This window comes from Micromonospora sp. WMMD956 (genome assembly GCF_029626125.1).
GTDB lineage: Bacteria > Actinomycetota > Actinomycetes > Mycobacteriales > Micromonosporaceae > Micromonospora > Micromonospora carbonacea.
In genome coordinates, this window is the sequence record NZ_JARUBI010000005.1 from 5606627 (window position 1) to 5627189 (window position 20563).

General features: G+C 73.5%; 20 protein-coding genes. 10 read left to right on the top strand and 10 right to left on the bottom strand.

The window, feature by feature from the left end; all coding sequences use genetic code 11:
• Positions 1-44: 44 nt before the first annotated feature.
• Positions 45-182 carry a hypothetical protein gene (locus O7628_RS24600; RefSeq protein WP_278134051.1) on the bottom strand — a complete coding sequence of 46 codons (138 nt, stop codon included), beginning with the start codon at positions 180-182 and terminating at the stop codon, positions 45-47.
• 760 nt (positions 183-942) lie between these two features.
• Between O7628_RS24600 and O7628_RS24605 the strand changes: the two genes are divergently transcribed.
• Positions 943-2757, top strand: a complete 1815-nt coding sequence (locus O7628_RS24605; RefSeq protein ID WP_278134053.1) for an RICIN domain-containing protein — start codon at positions 943-945, stop codon at positions 2755-2757.
• 226 nt (positions 2758-2983) lie between these two features.
• The gene (locus O7628_RS24610; RefSeq protein ID WP_278134054.1) at positions 2984-4516 is read left to right on the top strand and encodes a bifunctional 3-(3-hydroxy-phenyl)propionate/3-hydroxycinnamic acid hydroxylase; all 1533 of its coding nucleotides are present in this window, start codon (positions 2984-2986) and stop codon (positions 4514-4516) included.
• A 20-nt stretch (positions 4517-4536) separates the two neighbouring features.
• On the opposite strand, the gene O7628_RS24615 is transcribed toward O7628_RS24610, so the two are convergent.
• Complete coding sequence (locus O7628_RS24615) at positions 4537-5391, bottom strand: SMP-30/gluconolactonase/LRE family protein (RefSeq protein WP_278134056.1); 855 nt, start codon at positions 5389-5391, stop codon at positions 4537-4539.
• Positions 5392-5495: 104 nt separating this feature from the next.
• Complete coding sequence (locus tag O7628_RS24620; RefSeq protein WP_278134058.1) at positions 5496-5975, bottom strand: GNAT family N-acetyltransferase; 480 nt, start codon at positions 5973-5975, stop codon at positions 5496-5498.
• 325 nt (positions 5976-6300) lie between these two features.
• Between O7628_RS24620 and O7628_RS24625 the strand changes: the two genes are divergently transcribed.
• The 4 genes from O7628_RS24625 (at position 6301) to O7628_RS24640 (ending at position 10239) form a co-directional block, all read left to right on the top strand.
• Positions 6301-7839, top strand: a complete 1539-nt coding sequence (locus O7628_RS24625) for an endo-1,4-beta-xylanase (protein ID WP_278134060.1) — start codon at positions 6301-6303, stop codon at positions 7837-7839.
• Between the two features lie 287 nt (positions 7840-8126).
• On the top strand, positions 8127-9170 hold the full coding sequence (locus O7628_RS24630; RefSeq protein WP_278134062.1) for an aromatic ring-hydroxylating dioxygenase subunit alpha: 1044 nt from the start codon (positions 8127-8129) through the stop codon (positions 9168-9170).
• Positions 9167-9469, top strand: coding sequence for a 2Fe-2S iron-sulfur cluster binding domain-containing protein (locus O7628_RS24635; protein WP_278134064.1), 303 nt, complete (start codon positions 9167-9169; stop codon positions 9467-9469). The genes O7628_RS24630 and O7628_RS24635 overlap by 4 nt, the downstream gene beginning before the upstream one ends.
• A gap of 29 nt (positions 9470-9498) precedes the next feature.
• The gene (locus O7628_RS24640) at positions 9499-10239 is read left to right on the top strand and encodes an IclR family transcriptional regulator (RefSeq protein WP_074478739.1); all 741 of its coding nucleotides are present in this window, start codon (positions 9499-9501) and stop codon (positions 10237-10239) included.
• A gap of 22 nt (positions 10240-10261) precedes the next feature.
• Here the strand turns inward: O7628_RS24640 and O7628_RS24645 are convergent, their stop codons facing one another.
• On the bottom strand, positions 10262-10741 hold the full coding sequence (locus O7628_RS24645) for a MarR family winged helix-turn-helix transcriptional regulator (RefSeq protein ID WP_178064306.1): 480 nt from the start codon (positions 10739-10741) through the stop codon (positions 10262-10264).
• 82 nt (positions 10742-10823) lie between these two features.
• On the opposite strand from O7628_RS24645, the gene O7628_RS24650 reads away from it, so the two are divergent.
• The 4 genes from O7628_RS24650 to O7628_RS24665 all read left to right on the top strand — a co-directional run bounded on the left by O7628_RS24650 (position 10824) and on the right by O7628_RS24665 (position 14741).
• Positions 10824-11750 carry an SDR family NAD(P)-dependent oxidoreductase gene (locus tag O7628_RS24650; protein ID WP_178064307.1) on the top strand — a complete coding sequence of 309 codons (927 nt, stop codon included), beginning with the start codon at positions 10824-10826 and terminating at the stop codon, positions 11748-11750.
• 25 nt (positions 11751-11775) lie between these two features.
• Positions 11776-12657, top strand: coding sequence for an amidohydrolase family protein (locus O7628_RS24655; protein WP_178064308.1), 882 nt, complete (start codon positions 11776-11778; stop codon positions 12655-12657).
• A gap of 17 nt (positions 12658-12674) precedes the next feature.
• The gene (locus tag O7628_RS24660) at positions 12675-13127 is read left to right on the top strand and encodes a MaoC family dehydratase (protein ID WP_278134070.1); all 453 of its coding nucleotides are present in this window, start codon (positions 12675-12677) and stop codon (positions 13125-13127) included.
• 87 nt (positions 13128-13214) lie between these two features.
• Entirely contained in the window at positions 13215-14741 is a 1527-nt protein-coding gene (locus O7628_RS24665; protein WP_278134073.1) for a long-chain fatty acid--CoA ligase, read from the top strand.
• Here the strand turns inward: O7628_RS24665 and O7628_RS24670 are convergent.
• The 6 genes from O7628_RS24670 to O7628_RS24695 all read right to left on the bottom strand — a co-directional run bounded on the left by O7628_RS24670 (position 14665) and on the right by O7628_RS24695 (position 20428).
• Positions 14665-15552, bottom strand: a complete 888-nt coding sequence (locus O7628_RS24670) for a PaaX family transcriptional regulator C-terminal domain-containing protein (RefSeq protein ID WP_278134075.1) — start codon at positions 15550-15552, stop codon at positions 14665-14667. The two genes, O7628_RS24665 and O7628_RS24670, sit on opposite strands and share 77 nt — an antisense overlap.
• A 26-nt stretch (positions 15553-15578) precedes the next feature.
• On the bottom strand, positions 15579-16388 hold the full coding sequence (locus tag O7628_RS24675) for an ABC transporter ATP-binding protein (protein WP_278134078.1): 810 nt from the start codon (positions 16386-16388) through the stop codon (positions 15579-15581).
• Positions 16381-17205, bottom strand: a complete 825-nt coding sequence (locus O7628_RS24680) for an ABC transporter permease subunit (protein WP_278134080.1) — start codon at positions 17203-17205, stop codon at positions 16381-16383. The genes O7628_RS24675 and O7628_RS24680 overlap by 8 nt, the downstream gene beginning before the upstream one ends.
• Positions 17202-18002 (bottom strand): ABC transporter permease, encoded by an 801-nt coding sequence (locus tag O7628_RS24685; protein WP_278134082.1) that lies wholly within the window; start codon positions 18000-18002, stop codon positions 17202-17204. Before O7628_RS24685 ends, O7628_RS24680 begins: the two co-directional genes overlap by 4 nt.
• A 72-nt stretch (positions 18003-18074) precedes the next feature.
• Positions 18075-18896 carry an ABC transporter substrate-binding protein gene (locus O7628_RS24690; RefSeq protein WP_278134084.1) on the bottom strand — a complete coding sequence of 274 codons (822 nt, stop codon included), beginning with the start codon at positions 18894-18896 and terminating at the stop codon, positions 18075-18077.
• Between the two features lie 359 nt (positions 18897-19255).
• On the bottom strand, positions 19256-20428 hold the full coding sequence (locus tag O7628_RS24695; protein ID WP_278134085.1) for a 4-hydroxybenzoate 3-monooxygenase: 1173 nt from the start codon (positions 20426-20428) through the stop codon (positions 19256-19258).
• Positions 20429-20563 lie beyond the last annotated feature (135 nt).

Genomic DNA, 20563 nt, shown 5'->3' on the forward strand with positions numbered 1-20563 from the left:
CGTGTCCTCTCCATCTCTCGGTGGTGGGCGGCGCGCCGCGGGGATCAGGCGGTGGTGACGGCCCAGAGCAGGTTGCCGCCGCCGTCGTGGCCGGTGTCGGCGTTGACGCTGGTCGGCGCGGTGCCGGTGGGCCCGCCCGGGGCGGCCAGCAGCGAACGTCGGGAGAGCGAGGGACGGGACATGATGCTCCCTCCAGCGGCGGAGTGGGGCGGCGGTGGTGGGGTGGCGTGCCTCGCGGCCAAGACGTCAGACGTTAAAGGTTTCCGATACGTAACGTCAATGCACGTCGGCGCTCTCGTGGGGGCCGCGCCTGCGGCATTTTCCGGGCCGGGTTGCGGGCCTGCGCCCCGCAGGCATCAGACCAATACCCGCGGCACCCGTCGGGCGGCGGGGTGTCGGCCGTGCTGCGCGCGGCGGCCGTATGAACGTTAACATTGAGGACCTTCATCTTCACCCCGATCGCCCCGGGTTCACGCGACGCGGCGCGCGTGGGAGTTTCGGTGGGCGGGCCGCCTCCCGCGGCTTCGTGTGAGCGATAACATCGCGGCGTCGGTGATGGAGGGCTGCCTGTCGGCCCCGATTTCGGGGCGTGGGTGGGAGTCCGGTAGGCGGGCAGGGTTTCCGCCTCGCATCTGCGCCGTTAAATCTTGACGAGCAGCTATGTGATCGCTCACAGTGGGGAAACGCCGGCCGGCACGCTCGCGGCGGACGACGGACACCGCCGCCCGCCGCGTCGACGGGACCGTCCTCCGGGTCGCCGACCTGGCCCGCTCGGGCCGGTCTCCGTTGCGCACGCACGGGTTCCCCGGCCGACGCCTGCGCCAGCGGGGCGCCAGCTCTCCCGCCACGAGACCGCCACCGTCGCCGAGAGGGGGAACGCGACCCGCCCGGTCGGCTGCCGGCCGCGCCGACAGCCCCGCACGCCACCACCAGGAGATGACGATGACAGCCGCAAGCCCATCCGTGACCCGGGCCCGGATCAGACGCGCCGGCGCCTGGCTCGTGAGCCTCTTCCTGATCGCCACGCTGCTCCCGGCGAGCCCGGCCCACGCCGACAATCCGATCGTGCAGACGATCTATACGGCGGATCCTGCGCCGTTGGTCTACAACGGTCGGATCTATCTCTATACCGGTCACGACGAGGATGGGTCGACGTATTTCACGATGAAGGACTGGCGGGTGTTCTCGTCGGCGGACATGGTGAACTGGACTGATCATGGTTCGCCGATGAGCCTGGCCACGTTCTCGTGGGCGGAGGCGGACGCGTGGGCGGGTCACGTCGTGGCGCGGAACAACAAGTTCTACTGGTATGTGCCGGTGAAGCAGCGTGGCGGCGGCATGGTGATCGGTGTCGGGGTGGCTGACAGTCCGACGGGGCCGTTCCGGGATGCGATCGGCCGGCCGTTGGTGGGTAACGGTGAGATCGATCCGAACGTGATGATCGACGATGACGGGCAGGCGTACCTGTACTGGGGTAACCCGAACCTGTGGTATGTGAAGTTGAACGCGGACATGGTCTCGTATTCGGGGAGTCCGACGAAGATTCCGTTGACCACGGCGGGGTTCGGGACGCGGACGGGTAACGCGTCCCGGCCGACTCTGTATGAGGAGGGGCCGTGGGTGTACAAGCGTAACGGCATGTACTACAACGTGTTCGCGGCGGAGTGTTGTTCGGAGTTCATCGGTTACTCGACGGCGCCGGGTCCGACGGGGCCGTGGACGTATCGGGGGACGGTGATGCCGCGGCAGGGCGGTAGTTTCACGAACCATCCGGGGGTGATCGACTTCAACGGCGGGTCGTATTTCTTCTATCACAACGGGGCGTTGCCGGGTGGGGGTGGTTACACCCGGTCGGTGGCGGTGGAGAAGTTCTCCTACCGTAGTGACGGGACGATCCCGAGCATGAACATGACCACCGGCGGGGCGCCGCAGATCGGGACGTTGAATCCGTATGTGCGGCAGGAGGCGGAGACGATCGCCTGGTCGGTGGGGGTGGAGACGGAGCCCGCCAGCGAGGGCGGGATGAACGTGGGTTTCCTCAACAACGGTGACTACGTCAAGGTGAAGGGGGTGGCGTTCGGGTCGGGCGCGGCGTCGTTGAGCGCGCGGGTGGCCTCGGCCGGCAGTGGAGGCACGATCGAGGCGCGGTTGGGCAGCCCGACGGGCACCCGGGTCGCCGCGTGCACGGTGCCGGTCACCGGCGGCTGGCAGACGTGGCAGACGGTGTCCTGCCCGGTGACCGGCGCGACCGGCACCCAGGACCTGTACCTACGGTTCGTCGGCGGCAGCGGCAACCTGTTCAACCTCAACTGGTGGCAGTTCACCGCCGGCACCGGCGCCGGCACGTCCTACCGCGTCACCAACCGCAACAGCGGCCAGGTCATCGACGTGCAGGCGCCCAACCTGAACGACCTGGCCGTCATCGGCCAGTGGACCAGCAACGGCAACCCCTGGCAGCAGTGGCGGTTCAACGACGCCGGCAACGGCAACGTCACCCTCCAGAGCGTCAACAGCGGAAAGTGCGTCGACGTGGTCAACGCCTCGACCGCGGACGGCGCGCAGATCGTCCAGTACACCTGCCACGGTGGGGCCAACCAGACCTTCACCTGGCGGTCGACCGGTGACGGCTACTACCAGCTGGTCAACCTGAACAGCGCCAAGTGCCTCAACGTGGTCGGCGGCTCGACCACCCCGGGCGCGGCCCTGGAACAGCGCGCCTGCGGCTCCGCGACCAGCATGCAGTGGTCCCGCGCCTGACGGCCGGAGACCCGCCCCCGGTGGGGCCGACGCCGATCCGCCGCGCCGGCCCCGCCGGGGCACCCCGCGCCCGCCGTCCGCGACCACGGCTGCGGTAGGCGGGCGTACCACGCTCGGCAGACGCAGACGCAGACGCAGCCGCAGCCGGCCGGGGAGCCGGGACGTTGCTCGACCGGCCGGGCGTCACCGCCGTGGGTAGGCTCTGCGGGATGAGGCGGGCGGCACGGTGACCGTGGTCCCGGTCGTCGTGGTCGGCGCGGGTCCCACCGGGCTCACCGCGGCGACGCTGCTCGCCCAGCACGGCGTGCAGTGCCTGGTCCTCGACCGGTGGGCGGAGATCTACCCGCTGCCCCGGGCGGTCGCCCTCGACGACGAGGTGCACCGCATCCTCGCCCGGCTGGGGCTCCGGGAGGAGTTCGCCGCCATCTCCCGGCCGCACCGGGGCCTGCGCCTGGTCGACCGGAGCCTGCGGGTGCTGGCCGAGTTCCCCCGCGACGTGACGCCGGGCCGGCACGGCTACCCGCAGGGGAGCCTGTTCGACCAGCCGGAGCTGGAGGCGATCCTGCGCCGCAACCTCGGCCGGCACGACAACGCCACCCTGCGCGGCGACACCGAGGTCACCGCCCTGACCCAGGACGCGGACGGCGTGGCGGTGAGCGTCACCGACACGGTCACCGGCGCGCCGGGCGTCGTCCGCGCGGGCTACGTCCTGGGCTGCGACGGCGCCAACGGGTCGACCCGGGCCGCGATCGGCGCCGGCATGCGCGACCTCGGGTTCACCCAGCGCTGGCTCGTCGTCGACGTGGTCACCGAGGCCGAGCTCGGCCACTGGGAGGGCGTGCACCAGCTCTGCGACCCGGTCCGCGCCGGCACCTACCTGCGGGTCGGCCCGACCCGGCACCGCTGGGAGTTCCTGCTGGCCCCCGGCGAGGCCGCCGCCGACTTCCGCGACCCGGCCCGGCTGTATCCGCTGGTCGCCCCGTGGACGGGGGCCGTGCCCCGCGCGGAGCTGGAGGTCGTCCGGGCGGCCGAGTACACCTTCCGCGCCCAGGTCGCCGACCGGTGGCGCGACCGGCGGATCTTCCTGCTCGGCGACGCCGCCCACCTCACGCCGCCGTTCGTCGGTCAGGGCCTGGGCGCCGGGCTGCGCGACGCGATGAACCTCGCCTGGAAACTCGCCGGCGTGCTCGACGGGAGCCTGCCCGAGGGCGTCCTCGACACCTACGAGACCGAACGCCGGCGGCACGCCCACGCCATGATCAGGTTGGCGAAGCTGGTCGGCGTCGCCATGACGGCCGGCGGCCGGTGGGGGGACGCCGTCCGCCGGGTGGTGGCGCCGCGCCTGCGCCTCGTGCCCGGCCTGCAACGCCTCGCCACGGACAGCGAGACGCCCGCGCTGCGGCGGTCCGCCCTGGTGCGGCGGCCCCCGCTGGGCCGTGGCGTCGCGGGCCGGCTGTGCCCGAACGCCGTGCTCGACGGCGACGTCCGCTTCGACGACGTGGCGGCGGGCCGGTTCGCGGTCGTCACCTCCGTCACGCCGTCGGCCGAGCAGCGGGCCGACCTGACCCGCCGGGGAGCGGTCGTCGTCGACGCCCCACCGGGCAGCGAACTGCGCCGGTGGCTGGCCGGTGGCCGCGCCCGGGCGGCCGTCGTCCGCCCCGACGGCACCGTTCTGGCCGCCGGCGGGACGCTGGCCGACCTCTGCCGGGCCGTGCCCGGGCTGCCGCCGGCGCGGCACCCGCCGACCGGCCGGGTGTGACCGTCCCCGTGGGGCGCGGCTCAGCCGGCGAAGGGATGGGCCGGGAAGCCGGGCACCTCGGGGCGGAACCGGAACAGCGCGCCCGCCGGGGAACGGTCGTCGTCCGGCAGGCCCAGGCGGGACGACGTGACGTAGAGGTCCGCGTGGTCGGGGCCGCCGAACGCGCACGCCGTCGGCCGCCGGACCGGCAGCTCCACGACGGCGGTGAGGCGGCCGTCCGGCGCGTACCGGTGGACGGCGCCCCCGTCCCACAGGGCGACCCACGCGCCGCCCCCGCTGTCGACGCAGAGCCCGTCGGGGGTGCCCACCGCCGGCGGCACCTCCACCACCGGCCGCCGGTCGCGCAGCTCGCCGGTCGCCGGGTCGAAGGCGAAGGCGTCCACCCGTTGGGTGGCCGAGTCGACGTACCAGGCGGTGCCGCCGTCCCGGGTCCAGGCCAGCCCGTTGGAGACGGTGAGCCCGGTGAGCACCGTCTCGACCGTCCCGTCGGCGGCGAGCCGGTGCAACGCGGCCCGACCCGGCGCCGCGTCGTACGCCATCGAGCCACAGTAGAAACGCCCCAGGGGATCGCAGGCCCCGTCGTTCATGCGGATCGACGGGTCCGACCAGACCTCGGGCAGCAGCTCGACCGAGTCGTCCCCCAGCAGCGCGAAGCCCCGCTCGACGGCGACGACCAGCCCACCGGCGGACCGGGGGCGCAGGGCCGCGACCACCGGGGCGACGTGTCGGCGGGTGATGGTGCCGGTGGCCGGGTCCAGCGCCAGGACGTCCCCGGCCAGCATGTCGACCCAGCGCAGCCGCTGGTCGGCCGGGCACCACACCGGCCCCTCCCCGTGCCCGGCCACGCTCGGGGTGACCTGCTCGACGTCGACCATCCGACACTCCTCAGTCGATCCGTTCGCCGGTCACGTCGAGTCGCGGCAGGGGATCGGCCGCCCTGGCCCGGGCGGTGGCGTGCCGGCGTCGGGATCGCCCCGGGTCAGTCCAGCTCGCGATAGTAGTAGAACATCGGCTCGGGTGCCCCCGGCTCGACGTTGGTGAAGCCGTGCGCCTCGTAGAAGCGGCGGGCGTCGACGTCCTCGCCGTCGACGTTGATCTCCAGCGATCCGGCGCCGCGTTCGCCGGCCAGCCGGCAGGCGGCGTCCAGCAGGGCGTGTCCGTAGCGCTGTCCGCGCATCTCGGGGCGCACGTAGAGTTCGTCGAGGGTGGCCACCGGGCCGGCGTACCAGAGGCTGGGCCGGAAGGAGAGCACCGCGACCCCGACGGCTGGCGCGCCGCCGAGCAGCACCAGGAAGTGCTCTCCGGCGAGCAGCCGCCGCAGCCGGGTGGCGAGCACCCGGGGCCCCGGCGTCGGGGTGTCGAACTCGCGGTTGAAGGCGTCCAGCAGCTCGGCGACCAGGTCGGCGTCGGACGCGGTGGCCGGCCGGACCGGGCGTTCGGGTTCGGGCTCTGTCCCCATCCGGCGCAGCCTTGCGGTCGGCGCGGCGGTGGGCAACGCAATATCCCGGCGCGGCCGGGCGGCAGCCACGGCGCTCCGGGCGGCGGTGGTTCCGAATGTTTCGGTACCGGGTGCGTGGACTGGGGACGACGGGCGGGCGGTGCCCTTCCTCCGGAGCCCGGCTGGTCGCCGACGCCCCGCTCCTGCCTGCGCCGACGTGCCCCCGCCGGCACGCCGGGCCTGCGGCGAGGTTTCCGAAACATTTCCGGAAGTTGTTGACACTGTGGCTGACCCGTATCGATACTGGCCCTCCGATAAGGATGCATGAACTTCGATTATTGGCGGCATGCCTCAAGGAGGGTCTGTGACCGGCAGCCTGAGACAGCGGAAGCGATTGACGAGAACCGCCCTGCCGGCGGCGGTGCTGCTGGTGGTGAGCGGCGCGGTGGCGGTCCAGTCCACCGCCCCCGCCGCCGCGGCCGAGACCACGCTGCGGGCCGCGGCGGCCAAGGCGGGGCTGTTCTTCGGCGTCGCCGCCTCACCCAACCGGCTCTACCCGATCGTCGGTCAGGAATTCAACCAGCTGACCCCCGAGAACGACATGAAGCCGGACCGGATCGCCACGTCCAGCGGCGGGTTGCAGAACACCGGCGGCGCGGACACCCTGGTCAACCACGCCCAGAGCAACAACATGCTGGTCCGGGGGCACACGCTGGTGTGGCACTCGCAGGCCGGCGCGTTGCAGGGCGCCAGCCAGGCGACGCTGAACACCTTCATCGGCAACGCCATCAACCGCTGGGGCAGCAAGATCGCCTACTGGGACGTCGTCAACGAGGCCCTGGAGGACAACAACACCGGCCGGCGGCGCAACCAGTGGCCGCACACCATGAACCGCGACGCCAACGGCGACGGCGACTACTTCGACGCCGGCGACACCGACGTCATCCGGGACTCGTTCATCCGGGCAAAGCAGGTCGTGCAGGCCGGCGGATACTCCACCAAGCTCTGCATCAACGACTACGACGTCGAGGGCCTCACGGTCCAGGGCGGCGGGCCGAACCGCAAGGCCAACGCCCTGTACGACATCGTCCGCACCTACCGGCAGTACATCGACTGCGTCGGGTTCCAGTCGCACTTCAACGACAACCCGAACAGCATCATCACCAACGACCTCCAGGCCAACATCCAGCGCTTCGCCGACCTCGGCGTCGAGGTGCACCTCTCCGAGGTGGACATCGACGACGACCTGAGCAACAACGACATCGGCGCGGGTCAGGCGGAGAACTACCGCAAGGTCGTGCGGGCCTGCCTGAACGTCCCCAAGTGCACCGGCATCACCGTCTGGGGCATCTCCGACAGCGAGTCGTGGCGCTCCTCCGAGCGGGGCCTGCTGTTCACCGGCGGCAACGGCAACTACCAGAAGAAGGCCGCCTACCACGCGGTCCTCGACGAGCTGAACAAGGGCCGCACCACCACGCCGCCGACGACCACGCCCCCGCCCACGACGCCGCCGCCCACCACCCCGCCGCCGACCACGCCCCCGCCCACGACGCCCCCGCCGACCACCCCGCCGCCGACCACGCCCCCGCCCGCCGCGGGCTGCTCGGCCACGGTCTCGCTGAACTCCTGGCCCGGGGGCTTCGTCGCCACCGTCCGGGTCACCGCCGGCACCTCGCCGATCAGGGGCTGGACCGTCCAGGTCACCCTGCCGGCCGGGACCACGGTGACCGGCACCTGGAGCGCCACCGCCAGCGGCGCCAGCGGCAGCGTGCAGTTCACCAACGTCAGCTACAACGGCGCGGTGAACGCCGGCCAGTCCACCGAGTTCGGTTTCCAGGGCACCGGGACCGCCACCGGCCTGACCCCGGTGTGCACCGCCTCCTGAGCACCACCGCCCGTCCCCGACGGGCGCGCGACACCCGCCCAGGACGGGCGGGACGGTGATCGGCCACCGGCCGGCCCCGGGAACTCACCCGGCGCCGGCCGGTGGCGTCGTGCGGGCCGGCCGCCGCCGGTCGGTGTTCGTGTGCGCGCGACGGCGGGCGGCGATCGCCATCGTCACCGCGGCGACCTTCCTGAGGCTTCCATTCAGTGAAAGCTCCGGTTCCCGCCGTGGACACCGTACGGGATGATTCGTCCTCATCGATGTTCGTTCGCGAGGAGGTCGCTCGCATGGCGTTCGCCCGTGACCAGTGGTACGTGGCGGCCTACGGTGCCGAGGTCGGGCGGGACCTGCTCGCCCGTACGGTGCTCGGCGAGCCGCTGGTGCTCTACCGCACCGGAGCCGGGGCGGCGGTGGCGCTCGCCGACCGGTGCGTGCACCGGCGCTACCCGTTGTCGGAGAGCCGCCTCGACGGTGACACGATCGTCTGCGGGTACCACGGCTTCACCTACGACCCGACCGGCGCATGCGTCTTCGTGCCGGGCCAGCAGCGCATTCCCCGTACCGCGCGGGTCGTCGCGTACCCCGTGGTGGAGCAGGACTCCCTCGTCTGGGTGTGGATCGGCGACCGGGAGCGCGCCGACCCGGCCGGGATACCCCGCGCGCCGTGGCTGGCCGATCCCCGGTACGCGGTGGTGCGCGGGATGGCGCCGCTGAACGCGCGGTACGGCCTGCTGGTGGACAACCTGATGGACCTGTCGCACGAGACGTACCTGCACGGCGGCTACATCGGCACGCCGGAGGTGGCGGACACCCCGATCGTCACCGAGGTGGACGAGGAGCGGGGCGTCGTCCGCGTCAGCCGGCACATGGACGACGCCGAGTGCCCGCCGTTCTACGCCCGGTCGACCGGGATCCGGGGCCGGATCACCCGGTGGCAGGACGTCGAGTACCACCCGCCCTGCCTCTATCTCCTGCACAGCCGGATCGCGCCGCGGGGCGTCCTGCCGCCCGCCGAGGGCGAGGACAGCGGGGCGTTCCACGCCGAGATCGTGTACGCCATCACGCCGTCGACCGAGCACACCACGTACGACTTCTGGGCGGTGGCGCGTGACTTCGCGGTCGACGACGGGTCGGTGAGCGAGTACCTGCACCACAGCAACCACACCGTGGTCATGCAGGACGTGGCGGCGCTCGACGTCCTGGAGCGGGTGATCGCGGCCGAGCCGGACCGGTACCAGGAGCTGAGCGTCAACATCGACGCCGGTGGCCTGGCCGCCCGGCGGCTGCTGGCCCGGATGGTCGGGCCGGGGGCGGCGGGAGCGCCCCGGTGACCGCCTCGCCCGACCCGGCCGGCGGTGCGGACACGGCGATCGAGGTCGAGCTCGCGCTCTCCGGGCGGACGGTGACCGTGCCGCCGGGCACGTCGATCCTGAGCGCTGTGGAGGAGGCCGGCGTGGGGGTCCTGTCGTCCTGCCGGGAGGGCACCTGCGGCACCTGCGAGACCCCGGTGCTCGACGGCGTTCCCGAGCACCGCGACAGCCTGCTCACCGAGCGGGAGCGGGCCGCCGGGGACACCATGCTGATCTGCGTCTCCCGGGCCCGTACGCCCCGGCTCGTCCTGGAGCTGTGACCGGCCGGCGCGGGCGGGATGATGGCGGGGTGCGCGGGCAGCCGGGACGGTCGGTGACGGGGCGGGCGCTGGCGCTGCTCGCCGCGTTCACCCCGGCCAGCCCGGCGTTGACCCTGACCGAGCTGGCCCGCCGCGCGGGGCTGCCGCTGCCGACCGCGCACCGGCGGGCGGCGGAGCTCCTCGCGTGGGGGGCGCTGGAGCGCGGCGACGACGGGCGGTACCGCATCGGCCTGCGGCTGTGGGAGGTGGGCTCGCTCGCGCCGAGGGGCCTGGGACTGCGGGAGGTGGCCCTGCCGGTCATGGAGGACCTGTACGAGGTGACTCACGAGAACGTCCAGCTCGCCGTCCGGCAGGACCTCGAAGTCGTCTTCGTCGAACGGATCGCCGGGCGGCACGCGGTGCCGGTGCTGACCCGGGTCGGTGGCCGCTTCGCGTTGCACGCCACCGGCGTCGGGCTGGTCCTGCTCGCCCACGCGCCCGCGCAGGTGCAGGAACGGGTGCTGGCCGCGCCGCTTCGGCGGTACACCGACCTGACCGTGACCGACGCGGGCCGGCTGCGCCGCTGCCTCGCCGACGTGCGGCGGACCGGCTACGCGGTCAGCGACCGCCAGGTGACCATGGACGCCCTCTCGGTGGCCGCGCCGATCCGCGCGCCGGAGGGCGTGGTGGCGGCGATCTCGCTGGTGGTGGCCCACGACCGGGCCGACCCGGTGGCGCTGGTCCCGCTGGTGCGGGCCGCGGGCCGGGTGCTCTCCCGGGCGCTGGGCTGAGCGCGCGGCGGGGCGCGGCCGGTCACGGCAGCGGGCGGGCCAGGCCGGCGGCGGTGCGCAGCAGGTGGGCCAGCCGCTCGTGGTCCTCGGGCGGCACGGCGGCCAGCAGGCCCAGCTCCACGGCCCGCGCGGAGGCCTGGGCGCGGGCGAACAGGGCCCGGCCGGCGTCGGTGGCGACGAGGACGTTCGCGCGGCGGTCGGCGGGGTCGGTGCGCCGCTCTACCAGCTCCCGCCGTTCCAGGCCGTCGATGAGGGCGACGACCTGGCTCGGGTCGAGGCGGAGGAACTCGGCGAGCTCCCGCTGGGTGGGGCGGGTGTCGTCGGCGGCGAGGGCGAGCACCGAGTAGGAGCGCGCCTTCAGCCCGTGCTCGGCGAGGGCCGCGTTCGCGGCCGCGAGGGTGAGTGCGTTGGCGCGGGCCAGCAGGAAGCTCAGGTCGCCGGCGAGCACGCTGTCCCGCAGCCGGTCGGGTCCGGTCGGCCGGGTCTTCCCAGTTGGCGACATGCCGCCGATGGTAGCAAGATCTGTCAATAATTGACTTTATCAATGGATCGTGCTCAGATCGCATCGACGCGAAGGAGCAGCCATGTCACTGGACGGCAGAGTCGCCATCGTCACCGGATCCGGGCGGGGCCTCGGGCTCGCCTACGCGCGGGAGCTGGCGCGGCGCGGGGCGTCCGTCGTGGTCAACGACGTCGACGCCGGGGCCGCGGCCGACGCCGTCGCGGCCATCGAGGCGTCCGGCGGCCGGGCCGTCGCGGTGGTCGCGCCGGTCGGCCCGACCGAGACCGCGAAGGAGCTGGTCGCCACGGCGGTCGGGCGGTTCGGGCGGCTGGACGTCCTGGTGACCAACGCCGGCGTGCTGCGCGACACCGTGCTGTGGAAGATGAGCGACGACGACTTCGACACCGTCGTCGACGTGCACCTGCGCGGCACGTTCACCACCGCCCGCGAGGCGGTGCGGCACATGCGGCAGGCCGGCGAGGGCGGCCGGATCATCTGCGTCGGGTCGCCCACCGGGCAGCGGGGCAACTTCGGCCAGACCAACTACGCGGCCGTCAAGGCGGGCATCGTGGGCATGGTCCGCACCTGGGCGCTGGAGCTGCGGCGGGCCGCCATCACCGCCAACGCCGTCGTCCCGGTCGCCGCGACCGCGATGACCGCCACCATCCCCTACTTCGCCGCGGCCGTGCGGGCCGAGGAGAACGGGGAGCCGGTGCCCGCGTTCTTCCGGCACGACCTCGGGTTCGGCACGGCGGACGACGTGGCCGGGCTCGTCGCGTTCCTCGGCTCCGACGCGGCGGCCTCGGTGACCGGTCAGGTGATCGGGGTGGGTGGCGACCGGCTCCAGATCTGGACCCACCCCGAGGCGGCGCTGACGGCCCACCGCGCGGGCGGCTGGACCTACGACGCGCTGCGCCAGGCGTGGCCGACGACGTTCGCCGGGGCCGCGCAGAGCGTCGGCGAACGCTTCCCGGAGCTGCCCGAGGAGTTCCGGCCCGCGACCTCCTGACCCGCCCGACGAAGGTTGGCCCCCCATGTACCAGCCCGCGATCGACCTCGACGCCGTCACGGCCATCGACGTGCACGTGCACATCGAGGTCGACGACCACGGCCATGCCTCGCTGCCCGAGCCGCTGGTGGCGGCGGCGTCGGCCTACTTCCGGACCGACGGGCCCCGGCCCGCGGTCGGGGCGGTGGCGCAGTACTACCGCGAGCGCGGCATGGCCGCCGTCGTCTTCACCGTGGACGCGCGCACCCAGCTGCGGCACCCGCCGCTGTCCAGCGTCGACATCGCCCGCGCGGCGGCCGAGCACGCCGACGTGCTCATCCCCTTCGGGTCGGTCGACCCGCGCACCGGCGCGGCGGCCCTCGACCTGGCCGCCCGGCTGATCGAGCAGGAGGGCGTGCGCGGCTTCAAGTTCCACCCCACCGTGCAGGGCTTCGACCCCAGCCACGACGAGTACGCGCCGCTGTGGGGCCTGATCGAGCGGGCCGGCGTCCCGGCGATCTTTCACACCGGACAGACCGGCATCGGCGCCGGCACCCCCGGCGGCCACGGCCTGCGCCTCGGCCTGTCGAACCCGATGCTGCTCGACCCGGTCGCCGCCGACTTCCCCGACCTCCAGATCATCCTGGCGCACCCCTCGGTGCCCTGGCAGGACGAGGCGCTGTCCGTGGTCACGCACAAGCCCAACACCTGGATCGACCTGTCCGGCTGGAGCCCGAAGTACTTCCCGGCCGAGCTGGTGCGCCACGCCAACTCGTCGCTGCGGCGACGGGTCCTCTTCGGCACCGACTACCCCCTGCTCACCCCCGACCGCTGGCTGCGCGACGTGGCGGCCACCGACCTCAGGCCGGACGTGCTGCCGGGCATCCTCAAGGACAACGCGGCCCGGCTGCTGGGCCTCGCCCGGTGACGACGAGAGGAAGCGCCATGACGACGACCACCACCTACGAGCGGCTCGCCGACCTCGCCGGCGTCGACCTGGGCTGCACCGCCTACCGGACGGTCAGCCAGGACCAGGTGAACCTGTTCGCGGACGCCACCGACGACCACCAGTGGATCCACGTCGACCCCGAACGGGCGCGGACCGGCCCGTTCGGCGCGCCGATCGCGCACGGCTTCCTGACCCTCTCGCTGGCCGTTCCCTTCTGGACGGAGCTGTTGGAGGTCGAGGGCGTGGCCACGAAGGTGAACTACGGGCTCGACCGGGTGCGCTTCCCCGCCCCGGTCGCGGTCGGGTCGCGGGTGCGGATGCGGGCCACCGTCGTCGAGGTCACCGAGGTCCGCGGCGGCTACCAGCTCGTCGTCGACCAGACGATCGAGATCGAGGGCGGGACGAAGCCGGCGGTCGTCGCGCGCGGGCTGTACCGCTTCCACGCCTGAGCGTGGGAGGCCGTACCGCTTCCACGCCTGAGCCCGGGAGTCCGCCGGCCGGACCGGCACACCACCTCCACCACCAGGAGACCGACGATGCACCAGCACGGGATCGGCGTCTGGACGGCCAGGCGTCGGCTCAAGTCCCCGGACAAGGTCGCCCTCGTCCACGGCGAGGGCGACACCGTCACGTACCGGCAGCTCGCCGACGCCGTGGACCGGGTCTCGGCGGCGCTGCGTCAGCTCGGCGTCGGCCGGGGGGACGCCGTGGCCTACCTGGGGGAGAACAGCCCGGAGTTCCTCCAGGTGATGTTCGCGGCGGCGCAGGTCGGCGCGGTCTTCGTGCCGGTCAACACCCGCCTCGCGCCGCCCGAGATCGGCCACGTCCTCGCCGACTGCGGCGCGCGCGTGCTGATCCACGACCCCGACCTCGCGGGTGCGGTGGCCGTCGTGGGGCCGGCCGCCCGGCCCCCGCACGTCGTCGTCACCGGCGCGGGCGGCGCGGACCGGCCGGGCCTGGCCGACCTGGCGCGGGCCGCCGACGCCGGTGCCGCCGGCCCGGTCGAGACCGGTCACGGGGACCCGGCGGCGATCGTCTACACCTCGGGCACCACCGGCCGGGCCAAGGGCGCGGTGCTGACCCACGGGAACCTCACCTGGGTCGCGCTCAACTGCGTGGTCGACTACGACGTCGTCTCGACCGACGTGGCGCTCATGATCTCCCCGCTGTTCCACGTCGCCTCGCTCGGCATGGGCGCCCTGCCGGTCATCCTCAAGGGCGCCACCCTGGTCGTCGAGAAGGGCTTCGACCCGGGGCGGGCGCTCGCGCAGATCGAGCGGCACGGGGTCACCATGCTCAGCGGCGTGCCGACCACCTACCAGTTGCTGGCCGACCATCCCGCCTGGGCGTCGACCGACCTGTCGACGCTGGCGAAGCTCACCTGCGGCGGCTCTGCCGTGCCCGCGCGCATCCTCGACGCGTACGAGGCGCGGGGCCTGTCGTTCTCGCAGGGCTACGGCATGACGGAGGCGTCCCCGGGGGCGACCGCCCTGCCGCCGGCGATGACCCGCGCCAAGCAGGGCAGCGTCGGCCTGCCGCACTTCTTCACCGACGTGCGGGTCACCGACGCGGCGGGCCGGCCGGCGTCCACCGGCGAGGTCGGCGAGATCGAGGTGGCCGGGCCGAACGTCTTCGCCGGCTACCACGGGCTCGCCGGGGCGACCGCCGAGGCGTTCACCGACGACGGGTGGTTCCGCTCCGGCGACCTGGGCCACCTGGACGCCGACGGCTACCTCTACATCTCCGGCCGGCTCAAGGACATGATCATCTCGGGTGGCGAGAACATCTACCCGGCCGAGGTCGAGCAGCTCCTCGCCGAGATCGACGGGGTGGTCTCGGCGGCGGTCATCGGCGTGCCGGACGAGCGCTGGGGCGAGGTGCCGTGGGCGGTCGTCACCGTGCGGGCGGGGGCGCGGGTGGACACCGACACCGTGCGGGCGCGCCTCGACGGCCGGATCGCCCGCTACAAGCTGCCGAAGAACGTTGTCATCGTCGACGAGCTGCCGCGGACGGCGTCGGGGAAGGTGCGGAAGGCCGAGCTGCGGGCCCGGTTCGCCGGCTGACCGCGGGCCGGGCCGCGACGAGCGCGGCGAACTCCGCCGTGGACGCCTCGGCCAGCGCCCGGTGCACCCGCCGGTAGGTCTCCACCGACCGGGTGGCCGGCCACTGCGCGTCCATGAACTCGGCCGGCAGCCGCGGGTCGGCGCGCAGCAGCGCGAGCCAGTCGGCCACCAGCATCGTGCGCACGGTCAGGGCGCTCGACGCCATCGCCGGCGCGGCCGGGTCGCCCCACACGTCGATGAACGCGAGGTGCGCGCGCCGGATCGCCTCGATGTCCCAGGCGGCGCGGACGCTCTCGGCGATCGGGAACCCGGCGAGCTCGCGGGCGTGGAACGCCACCACGGCGTGCGGCGGGAGGTCCTGCCGCAGCGGCTCCAGCGACCCGGCGAGGTCGACCTCGCCGGGGGCCAGCCACAGCCCGTCCCGCAGCGGCGCGAAGCCCTCCCAGGTCAGCGTCGAGCGCAGCCGGTGCCGCAGCATCCGCTGGTCCTCCGGGATCGAGAAGGTCACCAGGGTCCACCCGCTGCCCTGCGGGTCGAACGGCCGCGGCCCGCGCACCCGGTGGGTCGCCTCCCGCAGCACCGCCACCCCGTGCTCGGTCAGCGCGAACAGGATCTCCCGGCCGTGGCGGCTGCGCGCGAGGATGCCGCTGCGCACGAGCCGGTCGAGGGTCGCCCGCGTCGCCGGCGCGGCGACGCCCGCGCCCTCCAGCACCTGGATCAGGACGCTGGCCCGGATCGGCCCCGTGGCGCCGTCGACGACGTGCTCGCCGAAGAAGGCGAGCAGCAGTTGCTTCGGCTGACGACTGGCCACGGCCCTTCCCTTCGCCGGGTCCGCCGTCACGGCGCGGGCCGTGGGGCGACGGCCCGCCCGCGCTTGGCCCGCTGGATCTCGCCGTAGACGTGCGTGCGCAGGTGCGTGAAGCGGGGCAGGGCGCGGGTGCCGATCTGGTCGCGTTCGGGCGGCAGGTCGATGGCGAGGTCCTCCTGGACCCGGGTCGGCGAGCTGGACAACACGATGACCCGCTGGCCCAGGTAGACCGACTCGTCGATGTCGTGGGTGACGAAGACGATCGACATCCGCCGGCTGGCATGCAGCTCGCGGACCAGGTCCTCCAGGTCCGCCCGGGTCTGCGCGTCCACCGCGGCGAACGGCTCGTCCATGATCAGGACCTCCGGCTGGTACGCGACGGCCCGCGCGATCGCCACGCGCTGCTGCATCCCGCCGGAGAGCTGCCACGGGTGGCTGGGCGCGGCGTGCGCCAGGCCCACCGCGTCGAGGGCGTCGTCGACCAGCCGACGCCGCTGCGCGCGGGAGAGCTTCTTGTGCCGCAGCGGCAGCTCGACGTTGCCGCGCACCGTCAGCCACGGATAGAGGCTGCGGCCGTACTCCTGGAACACGACGGCCATGGCGGGGCTCGGCCCGGTCACCGGCGCGCCGTCCATCTCGACCACGCCGCCGGTGGGCCGCAGCAGCCCGGCGAGGCACTTCAGCAGGGTGGTCTTGCCGCAGCCGGACGGCCCGACGACGCAGACCAGCTCGCCGGCCGCCATCGTGAAGCTGACGTCCCCGATCGCCTCGACGCCGCCCGTCGTGGACTCGTAGACCTTGCGCAGGTGCTCCACCCGCAGCAGGGTGCGGTCAGGCACGGTGGACCTCCCGGATTCCGTGGTACCAGCGCAGGACGCGCCGTTCGACGAGACCGAAGGCGACGGCGAGCAGGACGCCGACTCCGCCGAGCAGGAGGATGCCGCTCCACATCTCGGCGATGAGGTAGTTGCGCTGGAAGTAGGCGATCCGGTAGCCGAGCCCGGCCGACGAGGCGAACATCTCGGAGATGACCATCAGGATGAGCGCGACCGAGAGGGCCTGCCGGACCCCGGTCATGATCCGAGGGCTGGCGGCCGGCAGCACGAGGAACCGGAGCCGCTGCCACCGGGACACCCGGAACGACCGGGCCGTCTCGGTCATGACGCTGTCGGTCGCCCGGACGCCCTCGACCGTGTTCAGCAGGATCGGCCAGACCGCGCCGGAGACGATCACCACGACCTTCATGGTGTCGGTGATGCCGAGCAGGAGCATGACCACCGGGATCAGCACGGGCGGCGGGACCGCCCGGAGGAACTCCAGCAACGGTTCGAGCAGCTCGCGCAGCCAGGGGGTCAGGCCGATGACGGTGCCGGCGGCGACGCCCAGCACGATCGACGCGGCGACGCCGAGGCCGAGGCGGTAGAGGCTCGGCAGCACGTCCTCGACGAACGCGGGGCCGACCCAGGTGTCCACGAAGGCGTCGAGGATCGCCGCCGGGCCGGGGAGGAACCGGTTCGTCGCCCTCGTCGCCGCCAGGCCCCAGGCCACCAGGAGCAGCGTCGGCAGCCCCAGCGCGTGGCCGAGGCCCGCCGCGATCCGGGGCCCGACGCCCCGACGGCGCGGCGTGGTGGCGATCCGGCCCGGGTGGGTCGTCATCCGGCCTCCTCCCCCCGTACGGACTGGTGCCACGACAGCGCCCGGCGCTCGATGATCCGGAAGACGAGGTTCACCGTAAGCCCGAGCAGCCCGGTGACCACGACGAGGGCGTACAGGCCGACGGCGTCCCCGGCGGAGCGGGACAGCTCGATCATGCGCCCGAGCCCGGGGTTGCCGATCACCATCTCCGCGGTCACGGCGAGGATGAGCGCGACCGCCGCCGCGAGCCGCAGGCCCGTCATCAGGTACGGCAGGGCGGTCGGCAGGACCAGGTGCGTCAGCCGCTCGCGGCGGGTCAGGCCGAAGCTGCGGGCGGTGTCGCGGGCGACCGCGTCGACGTCGGCGACGCCGTAGATCACCTGCACGAACACCTGCCAGAACGACGCGTAGACGATGATGACGAGGGCGGCCTGCCGCTGGATGCCGAACATCAGCACGGCGAGCGGGATGAGGGCGACCGACGGGACCGGCCGCAGGAACTCGACGGTCGTGTGGGTCGCGCGCCGCAGGGGCGGGGCGAGGCCGACGACCGTGCCGAGGACGACGGCGGCGCAGGTGGCCACCGTCAGGCCGATCGCCCAGGACGTCATGGTGGCGCCCAGCCGCCGCCAGAACGCGAGGTCGACGAGCTGTTCGGACAGCCGCGCCAGCACGTCGGTGACGTACGGCAAATATTGCGGATCGACCAGGCCCAGGGCCGGGACGAGCTGCCAGCCGACGAGGAACCCGGCCAGGCCGGCGACGCCCAGCAGCGCCCGGCGCAGCGGCCGGGCGGCTCGGGTGGTGCGGACGCTCATGTCACCTCCGTGTTCGCGTGGGCGGCCCGGCCCCTTCCGCCCGGGTGGCCGGGGAGGGCGCGGGCGCGCCCGCTACCGCTGGCGGACGAGGCGGTCGAGGTCGGGCTGCCGGTCGAGCACCTGGTACTTCTGCGCGAGTTCGGCGAGCCTCTGGAGGCTCGACCGGTCGACCTGCCAGCCGAACGCCGGCAGCCGCACCGAGTCGGCCACCGGCGGCGGCAGTTGGAGGTTGTCCTTGATGGCCTGCCGGACGGCCGTCTCGTTGGCGGGGTCCCCGGCCCACTCCAGGGTCCGCTTCATCGCCGCCGAGAAGTCCTCGACCAGCTTGGTGTCCTTTTCCGTGCGGTCGGCGGTGGTGATCGTGGTGAGGGTGGTCAGGCCGGGCACGACCGCCTGGTAGGGCGCGACGACGAAGGTGTCGCCCCGGCTCCTGAGCTGGGTGACGAAGGGCTCCGGCACCCAGGCGGCGTCGATGTTGCCCGCCGCCAGCTGGGCCGGGGCGTCGGGGAAGGCGACCTCGACGAACTTGATCTTCGACGGGTCGCCGCCGTCCCTCTCGACCGCCGCCATGATCGTCACGTCGCCGGCGGCGCCCAGGCTGTTGACCGAGACCCGCTTGCCCGCGAGGTCGGCCGGCCGCCTGATGCCGGACTTCGCCGAGGCGACCACGGCGTTGATGTCGTCACCGTCGGCGTACGAGGAGGCGTAGTTGCCGATGATGACGACGCCGAGGTTGCTCAGGTCGGCCCGGAACGCGCCGAAGGGCTGGCCGATCGCGAAGTCGATGTCGCCGTTGAGCAGGGCGGGGATGGCCTGCGCGCCGCCCTGGGCCGGCAGCACCTCGACCTGGAGCCCGCGCTCGGCGAAGAGGCCCGCCTTGATGCCGCCCCACAACGCGGCGGTCTCGGTGATGGGCAGCGCCGCGACCCGGACCTTGCGCAGGCCGCCCGAGGTCTGCTCGGACGGGGCGGACGCGTCGGAGTCGGTGCATCCGGGCGATCGCGGCGGCGGCGATCAGCCCGAGAGCCATGACCTTCTTCATTGACGGGGCCCTTCCTGGGCGGGGGTGGCGCGGGGTGGTGGTGCGTCGGAAGCCGGCGGATGCCTCGGGCCTGCGGGTGGATCGACCGCCGCGTGGGGGCGCACGCCGCCGTGCTGGCCATGGTCGGCCACCCGGGCATCGAAAGTCAAGAATTTCTGACGCCCGTCATGAATAGGTTGAACAACGCTCCGCTGTGGCGGCGTCGCTCCCCTCAGACCTCGGGCAGGCCCACGTAGTTCTCGGCCAGGCTCGTGGCGTAGGCGCGGGACGTGGCGACGTAGCGCAGCGTGGCGGTCTGCACCTTCGTCTCGTACGGGTCGTCGCGGTCCAGCCGGTGCAGCATGGAGGTCATCCACCAGGAGAAGTGCTGCGCCCGCCAGACCCGGCGCAGCGCCGTGGCCGAGTAGCCCGCCAGCAGGTCCGCGCGCCCCCGGTCGTACCATCCGGCGAAGGCGTCGGCGAGCAGCGCGACGTCGGCGAGGGCCAGGTTCATCCCCTTCGCGCCGGTGGGCGGGACGATGTGCACGGCGTCGCCGGCCAGGAACAGCCGCTCCCAGCGCATCGGCTCGACCACGAAGCTGCGCATCGGGGTGACGGACTTCTCCAGGATCGGCCCCGCGGTGAGCGACCAGCCCGGCACCGTCTCCAGCCGCGCCCGCAGCTCCGCCCAGATCCGCTCGTCCGGCCACGCGGCGACGTCCTCGTCGGGCGCGACCTGGAGGTAGAGCCGGGAGATCTCGGGCGAGCGCATGCTGTAGAGGGCGAAGCCCCGGTCGTGGTGGGCGTAGACGAGCTCCGTCACGGCCGGCGCGGCGGCGGCGAGGACGCCCAGCCAGGCGAACGGGTACGTCCGCTCGTAGGTGGTCAGCGCCCCCTCGGGCGCCGCGCGCCGGCTGACCCCGTGGAACCCGTCGCAGCCGGCCACGAAGTCGCAGCGCAGCTCCTCCTCGCGCCCGTCGCGTCGGAAGTGGACGACCGGTGAGTCCGAGTCGAGGCCGGCCAGGCGGACGGCGTCGGCCTCGAAGAGGATCCGGCCGCCGGCCGCCAGCCGGGCGGCGATCAGGTCCTTGACCACCTCCTGCTGCCCGTAGACGGTGATCGCCCGCCCGGTCAGCTCCGTCATCGGCACCCGGTGCGACTCCCCGGCGAAGCGCAGCTCGATGCCCTCGTGCCGCAGCCCCTCCCGCAGCAGCCGCTCGCCGAGCCCGGCGCGGCAGAGCAGGTCGACCGAGCCCTGTTCGAGGACCCCGGCCCGGACCCGGTGCTCGACGTGGTCGCGGCTGCGGCTCTCCAGCACCACGGACTCGATCCCGCGCAGGTGCAGCAGGTGCGACAGCATGAGCCCCGCCGGCCCGGCGCCGACGATCCCGACCTGGGTACGCATCAGCGGAATCCTCCCGGGAGTGTTCGCTCAGCGAACGGGTGTTCTCCTGTGGAACGTTGGCACGCGTCCCCGGCCCGCGTCAACGCGCGGCCCGCGCGCGGGGCCCTCCCCGGTGGACGGTGGTCCCGGCGTTGA

Coding starts and splice junctions, on each gene's coding strand:
- O7628_RS24665 (WP_278134073.1), top strand. CDS start 13,215: ATGCACCAGCACGGGATCGGCGTCTGGACGGCCAGGCGTCGGCTCAAG.
- O7628_RS24620 (WP_278134058.1), bottom strand. CDS start 5,975: ATGGGGACAGAGCCCGAACCCGAACGCCCGGTCCGGCCGGCCACCGCG.
- O7628_RS24630 (WP_278134062.1), top strand. CDS start 8,127: ATGGCGTTCGCCCGTGACCAGTGGTACGTGGCGGCCTACGGTGCCGAG.
- O7628_RS24680 (WP_278134080.1), bottom strand. CDS start 17,205: ATGACGACCCACCCGGGCCGGATCGCCACCACGCCGCGCCGTCGGGGC.
- O7628_RS24645 (WP_178064306.1), bottom strand. CDS start 10,741: ATGTCGCCAACTGGGAAGACCCGGCCGACCGGACCCGACCGGCTGCGG.
- O7628_RS24695 (WP_278134085.1), bottom strand. CDS start 20,428: ATGCGTACCCAGGTCGGGATCGTCGGCGCCGGGCCGGCGGGGCTCATG.
- O7628_RS24605 (WP_278134053.1), top strand. CDS start 943: ATGACAGCCGCAAGCCCATCCGTGACCCGGGCCCGGATCAGACGCGCC.
- O7628_RS24600 (WP_278134051.1), bottom strand. CDS start 182: ATGTCCCGTCCCTCGCTCTCCCGACGTTCGCTGCTGGCCGCCCCGGGC.
- O7628_RS24615 (WP_278134056.1), bottom strand. CDS start 5,391: ATGGTCGACGTCGAGCAGGTCACCCCGAGCGTGGCCGGGCACGGGGAG.
- O7628_RS24685 (WP_278134082.1), bottom strand. CDS start 18,002: ATGAGCGTCCGCACCACCCGAGCCGCCCGGCCGCTGCGCCGGGCGCTG.
- O7628_RS24650 (WP_178064307.1), top strand. CDS start 10,824: ATGTCACTGGACGGCAGAGTCGCCATCGTCACCGGATCCGGGCGGGGC.
- O7628_RS24655 (WP_178064308.1), top strand. CDS start 11,776: ATGTACCAGCCCGCGATCGACCTCGACGCCGTCACGGCCATCGACGTG.
- O7628_RS24625 (WP_278134060.1), top strand. CDS start 6,301: ATGCCTCAAGGAGGGTCTGTGACCGGCAGCCTGAGACAGCGGAAGCGA.
- O7628_RS24660 (WP_278134070.1), top strand. CDS start 12,675: ATGACGACGACCACCACCTACGAGCGGCTCGCCGACCTCGCCGGCGTC.